Origin of the sequence: Rhodococcus sp. NPDC003318, assembly GCF_042879035.1 — a bacterium.
In the GTDB taxonomy this organism is placed as follows: Bacteria; Actinomycetota; Actinomycetes; order Mycobacteriales; family Mycobacteriaceae; genus Rhodococcus_G.
Genome location: NZ_JBIAOU010000012.1, coordinates 118,476 through 124,475 on the forward strand (window position 1 = coordinate 118,476; position 6,000 = coordinate 124,475).

The following is a 6,000-nucleotide window of genomic DNA, read 5'->3' on the forward strand; positions in this document are numbered from 1 at the left end:
TGCACAACACACGACATTCCATGCACCACTATGGAAAGGGCCTTAGGCGAACGCTATGGTGCTCACACTCTCGAAACGGGCTGGACGAAGTCTTCTCGTCCTCTTCCTGGTGACGGTCGCGACCGTCTCCCTGCTCAGTTTGGCTCCCGGCTCCGCAGCACAGGTGATCCTAGGTGAAAACGCCACTCCGGAGGCCGTCGCCGAACTCAACGCGGAGCTCGGCCTTGATCAGCCTCTGTGGCAGCAGTACGCCGACTGGCTTCGTTCTGCGCTGACGGGCGATCTCGGGACATCGCCTGTGACGGGCCAGGACGTAACACAGGCAATTCTCGATCGACTTCCCGTAACTCTCGAGCTTGCCTTCCTCGGGCTACTGATTGCCCTGACGATCTCGATCATTCTCGCGGTGATCGCCGCCGCCACATCGGGAAGGCCGGTCGACCGCGGCATCAGCGCCGTCACCTCCGTGTTCCTCGCAATCCCGGCATTCATTGCCGGCCCCCTTCTGATCTACTACTTCGCATTGAAGTTGGGGTGGTTCCCCGTCTCGGGTTGGTCCCGCATCAGCGAGGGGCTCGGCGCCAATCTTCAAAGCGCGTTCCTCCCGGCGCTCGCCATTGCGTTCGTCGAGATTGCAACCTTCCAACGACTTCTGCGAACCGATCTTGTCAGCACGCTGCGAGAGGAATTCGTATCGGCCGCACGCGCCAAGGGCATGTCGAGCAAGTACGTCATGTTCCGGCACGCCCTGCGACCCTCGTCGTTCTCGTTGATCACGGTGGCAGGCATCAGCCTCGGCCGTCTCATCGGCGGGACGGTGGTGGTGGAGATCCTGTTCGGGCTCCCCGGTCTCGGACAGTTGGTTTCGTCCTCCATCACGGTTCGTGACGTGATCACGGTTCAAGGCATCGTGGTGTTCGTGGCCCTCGTCTACGTCGTCGTCAACATGCTCGTCGATTTCAGCTACGGATTCCTCGACCCACGAGTTCGCAAGGCGGTTCGCGCATGACTATCAGTCCCTCGGTAGACAAGGTTCCCGAAGTCGAGCCAGCAGTGGAGAAGCCCGTCGTTCGGGTCAAGAAGAAGAGGCACTCGGTCATTGTCTGGCTGGCGTACTTCTGGCTCGCGTTGGTCGTCATCCTTGCAATCACTGCAAACTTCCTCCCAATAGCCGATTACGCGGAACCTGTGGGCCCATCCAGACTTCCGCCCAGCTTCAGCTCCATCGACCTGTGGCTCGGAACCGACAGTTATGGCAGGTCCATCCTCTCGCGCTGCATCTACGGTGCACGGGTCTCGCTCGTGGTCGGCACAATCGCCGGCCTCGCAGGACTTACGATCGGCACGACTCTCGGCATGGTCGCCGGATACTTCGGCCGGAAGGTCGATTCCGTCGTCTCTCTTCTCGGCGACGCGATGCTGGCCTTCCCTCCCCTGATCCTGCTGCTCGCGCTGTCCTCGATCCTCACCCCGAGCGTTCAGACGATTCTCGTCGGACTGACCCTGGTCACCGTGCCGTCCTTCATTCGCCTGGCACGCGCCACGACGATCTCCTGGTCGTCACGTGAGTTCGTGCGCGCAGCCAAGAATCTCGGTGCAAGCAACTCCAGGATTCTGCTCAAGGAGATCCTGCCGAACGTTCTTCCGTCCCTGGGGGCCTTCTTCCCCATCGTGATCGCGGCACTCATCGTGGCCGAGGGATCGCTGAGCTTCCTCGGCCTGGGTCTGCCGCCGCCGCAGCCCAGCTGGGGCGGAATGATCAACGACGGCAAGTCCTCTATTGCAACGTCTCCTCACATCGTGTTCGTCCCCTCGATGATCATCTTCCTCACCGTCTACGCTCTGAACCAGATCGGCGATCACCTGCGCCTGCGTTTCGATCGCACCATGCAGGACTGATCCAACCGATGAACTCCGGCGTTTCGAACCAGGAAAACCGCTCATGATCCCGAAGAGCGACATCAACGACCCCGAGATGGATGCGGCACGGGACGAGGCGCGAGTTTCCAGGACGAGTCGGCCATCGACGTCGGTTCCGCCGACGTTGTCGTCGCCAGCGACAACGTCGGCATTCACCCCAGTACGGGATGGGATCGGTACTAGCAGAGAACCCCTTGGTCCAGAACGAAGACTGACATCCGCCCCTCGGGTGTAGTGACACCAGATCGGGAGGACCGACCTGACCAGCTCCCAGTCCAGGTTTTCCATCCTCCCAGACCCTGAAAGGACCCCCTTGATCCCCAGGAAACGAGCGGTAGTGGCCGCCGCTGCCGCCGCGATGTTCATGCTGAGCGCTTGCGCCAGCGGAAACTCGACCACTTCAGCCGAGGGTGGTCCCTCCGGCGACCCGGTCACCGGCGGTACCGGTCGGATCATCGAGATGTGGGAGCCGCGCACCCTGGATCCCGCGAAGATCACGAACTGGTGGGCGAACTCCCCCGTGCTCGGGAACTCGCTCTACGGCACCCTGATGACGAACGACATCGAGACCGGTGAGATCGACTTCAAACTGGCGGAAAACCTCACCACAGTCGACGCCGGTAAGACGTTCACCCTCACCCTGCGCGACGGTCTCCAGTTCTCCGACGGCACTCCCTTCAACGCCGAGGCCGTCAAGTTCGGTTGGGAGCACATCAAGGACCCGGCGACCGCCTCCTCGGACATCCCGCAGGCGAGATTGATCGAGAGCAGCCGCGTCGTCGACGACCGCACCCTCGAGGTGACCCTGGTCAATCCGGTCCCGAACTTCGCCAATGCAATTGTGGAAACGTCGATGAACTGGATCGCCTCCCCTGCCTCACTGCAGGGCGGGCAGCAGTCCATCGACTCCAACCCGATCGGTGCGGGACCGTACACGCTCGAGCAGTGGTCGCGTCAGGACGTCATCAAGCTCACCCGCAACGCGAAGTACTACGACGCGCCGCTCCCGTACCTGGACAAGCTCGAAATCCGCGCAATCGGCGACGCCGACCAGCGGTACAACACCCTCGTCAGCGGCGGCGCCGACCTCTCCGTCGAAGGCATCTGGTCGAACGTCGACAAGGCGAGGAACGCCGGCCTGCAGAACGCGGTCGTTCCCCTCGGCGGCGGGACGGATCTGGCTCTGAACACCACCCGGGCACCGTTCAACGACGTCCGGGCACGCAAGGCCTTTGCCACCGCACTCGACCTCGATGGCATCAACAACGCGGCCTTCGAGGGTGCCGCAGAGTTGCCGCACACCCTGTTCGACGAGTCTTCTCCGTTCTACAAGGACATCCCGCTCGCAGAGCAGAACCGGGCCGAGGCTCAGCGCCTCCTCGACGAACTGGCGGCAGAGGGCAAGCCGCTGGAGTTCACGCTGTCGCTGTACCCGGCAAACAGGGCTGTGGGTGAGGCGATCCAGACGCAGCTGAGCACGTACAAGAACATCAAGATCAACCTGCGGACGATCGACCTGGCCCAGCTGGGGCAGATCATGGCGCAGAAGGACTACGAGTCCTTGGTCGCCGGGTTGATGTTCAGTGATCCCGAGCCGCGTCTGTGGTTCGGTCTCCACAGCACCTCCACCGGAAACTACAGCGGCATCGCTGATCCCCAGCTCGACGAGGCACTGGACAAGGGCCTGTCCTCCCAGTCCGAGTCTGATCGTGATGCAGCGTACGAGGTAGTCCAGAAGCGCCTGGCCGAGCTGTACCCGCTCATCTTCTACACCCGTGCCGCCCCGGCGGTCCTCGCCAACAACAACGTCGGCGGTGTCGTGCAGTACGGGATGGGGTCGGTGCTCCCCGAAACGCTCTGGCTCCAGAACTGATCATCAGAAACACGCGGCGACGAGCCTCCTCAGCTCTGCCCAGCGAAAGGCATTGAGACCATGGCCGACAACCCGGTCCTTCAGGTACGCAACCTCCACACTTACATCGGTTCACCTCGCGGTGTCGTGAAAGCGGTCGACGGTGTGTCCTTCGACGTCGCTGTGTCGGAGGCTCTCGGCGTGGTAGGCGAGTCCGGCTCGGGGAAGTCGGTGATGGCACGGGCCATCATGGGGCTGATGCCGAGCCATGCTTCCACGACCGGCGAGGTGTACTTCCAGGGACGGGACCTCATGTCTCTCCGGCAGAAGGAGCGGGAGGAGGTGTGGGGGAAGCAGATCGCGATGGTGTTTCAGGATCCTGGTCGTTCGCTCAATCCCGTGGTCCGCATCGAACGCCAGCTCACCGAGGGAATTCGGAGACATCTCGGTGTCTCGCGTTCCGAGGCGGACAGCCGCGCGCTCACCCTTCTCCAAGAGGTGGGGGTTCCCGACCCCGAGCAGCGACTGCGTAACTATCCGCACGAGCTCTCGGGCGGGATGCGCCAGCGCGTGATGATCGCCATTGCGCTCGCGTGCGAGCCGGACCTACTCATCGCCGACGAGCCGACCACAGCTCTCGATGTGACGATCCAACGGCAGATCCTCGATCTCCTGCGGAAGGTGCAGACCGAGCGTGGAATGTCGTTGATGCTGATCAGTCACGACCTCGCGGTGGTCGCCGGGCGCACCGACCGTGTCGCGGTCATGTACGCAGGCAAACTGGCCGAGGTCGGGTCGACGAGAGAAGTGTTCAACTCGCCCCGCCACCGGTACACGCATGCACTGCTCGGGGCAACCCCGACGATCGACCACGACCGCCATGCACCGCTGAACCTGATTGCGGGCTCGCTGCCCTCTCCGACTGATCCACCGGAGGGGTGCCGGTTCGCCCCTCGATGCGAGGCGGCGTTGGCGGAATGCTCCGAGCCGGGACTCACGATGACCTCCGTCGGTCCTGATCACCAGTTCGCCTGCCTTAATCCCGTCTCAGATCAACCACTTTCATCAGTCGGAGGTACATCCCGTGGCCGGTAGCGGAACTGCGCACCTGCGTGGAGAAGACACGCTTCTCAGCGTTCAGGACCTTGAAGTCGAGTACCGGACGAAAGGAGGGTCGTTCAAGGCCGTCGCGGGTATCAGCTTCGACGTCCGCAAAGGCGAGACACTCGGAATCGTCGGTGAGTCAGGGTGTGGAAAGTCCACGACCGGTCGTGCCGTGCTTCGTCTCGACTCCATAGCCGGCGGCCGAATCCGCTACGACGAAAAGTGGATTGAGGATCTGCCCGAGAAGCGGATGCGCGAGCTGCGGCGAGAGATGCAGATGATCTTCCAGGATCCTGTCGCATCGCTCAATCCGCGTCGCGCCGTGAAGGACATCGTCACCGAAGGCCTTGCAATCGCGGGCGCCTCTGATGACGACCAAGCCGAAGCATCGAAAACGGTGCTGGCGCAGGTGGGTCTGCCCAGCGAGCGGTTCTCCTCGATGCTGCCTCGTCAACTCAGCGGTGGTCAGGCCCAGCGCCTGGCCATCGGTCGAGCGCTCGCGCTCAACCCACGTCTGCTGATCTGCGACGAGCCGGTATCGGCCCTGGATGTATCGGTGCAAGCTCAGATTCTGAACCTTCTCGAGGACCTCAAGAAGGAATTCGATCTGACCATCATCTTCATCGCCCACGATCTGGGTGTGGTGCGGACGATCAGCGACAACGTGCTGGTGATGTACTTGGGCAAGGTGTGCGAGTTCGGCGACTCCGTCGAGGTGTACGACAAGCCGGCGCATCCCTACACTCGTGCACTGCTCGATTCGGTTCCGTTGACCGATCCTGAAAAGGGATTCGCTGGTCCTGCACTGCAGGGAGACATCCCGTCTCCCTTGCGTCCGCCCGCGGGTTGCCGTTTCAGGTCACGTTGCCCCTTTGCACAGGAGAAGTGCGCCGAGGAGGAACCTGTGATGCGCGAGGTTCGCCCGGGACAGTTTGCGGCCTGCCACTTCCCGTTGGTCTAGGGCACGTCTGACAATTGGCGGATCCACGAGAATACCGCGTGCAGGACAACTGCCGCACGGCGCGGGGGGGGGGGGGGGGGCCCCCCCCCCCCCGCGGCGGGGGGGGGGGGGGGGGCGGGCGGGGGGGGGGGGGCGGGGGGGCGGGGGGGGGGCGCGGGGGGTC

5 protein-coding genes are annotated in these 6,000 nt (G+C 63.1%); all 5 read left to right on the plus strand.

Features of this window, described 5'->3' with window-relative positions:
• Positions 1-55: 55 nt before the first annotated feature.
• The 5 genes from ACFYVR_RS19005 (at position 56) to ACFYVR_RS19025 (ending at position 5,837) form a co-directional block, all read left to right on the plus strand.
• Positions 56-1,009: an ABC transporter permease gene (locus ACFYVR_RS19005; protein ID WP_387475953.1), complete on the plus strand. Its 954-nt coding sequence runs from the start codon at positions 56-58 to the stop codon at positions 1,007-1,009.
• Positions 1,006-1,899, plus strand: a complete 894-nt coding sequence (locus ACFYVR_RS19010) for an ABC transporter permease (protein WP_387475955.1) — start codon at positions 1,006-1,008, stop codon at positions 1,897-1,899. Before ACFYVR_RS19005 ends, ACFYVR_RS19010 begins: the two co-directional genes overlap by 4 nt.
• Positions 1,900-2,257: 358 nt before the next feature.
• Positions 2,258-3,793 carry an ABC transporter substrate-binding protein gene (locus ACFYVR_RS19015; protein ID WP_387475957.1) on the plus strand — a complete coding sequence of 512 codons (1,536 nt, stop codon included), beginning with the start codon at positions 2,258-2,260 and terminating at the stop codon, positions 3,791-3,793.
• Between the two features lie 60 nt (positions 3,794-3,853).
• Positions 3,854-4,867 carry an ABC transporter ATP-binding protein gene (locus ACFYVR_RS19020; protein WP_387475959.1) on the plus strand — a complete coding sequence of 338 codons (1,014 nt, stop codon included), beginning with the start codon at positions 3,854-3,856 and terminating at the stop codon, positions 4,865-4,867.
• Positions 4,857-5,837, plus strand: a complete 981-nt coding sequence (locus ACFYVR_RS19025) for an ABC transporter ATP-binding protein (protein ID WP_387475961.1) — start codon at positions 4,857-4,859, stop codon at positions 5,835-5,837. The genes ACFYVR_RS19020 and ACFYVR_RS19025 overlap by 11 nt, the downstream gene beginning before the upstream one ends.
• Positions 5,838-6,000 lie beyond the last annotated feature (163 nt).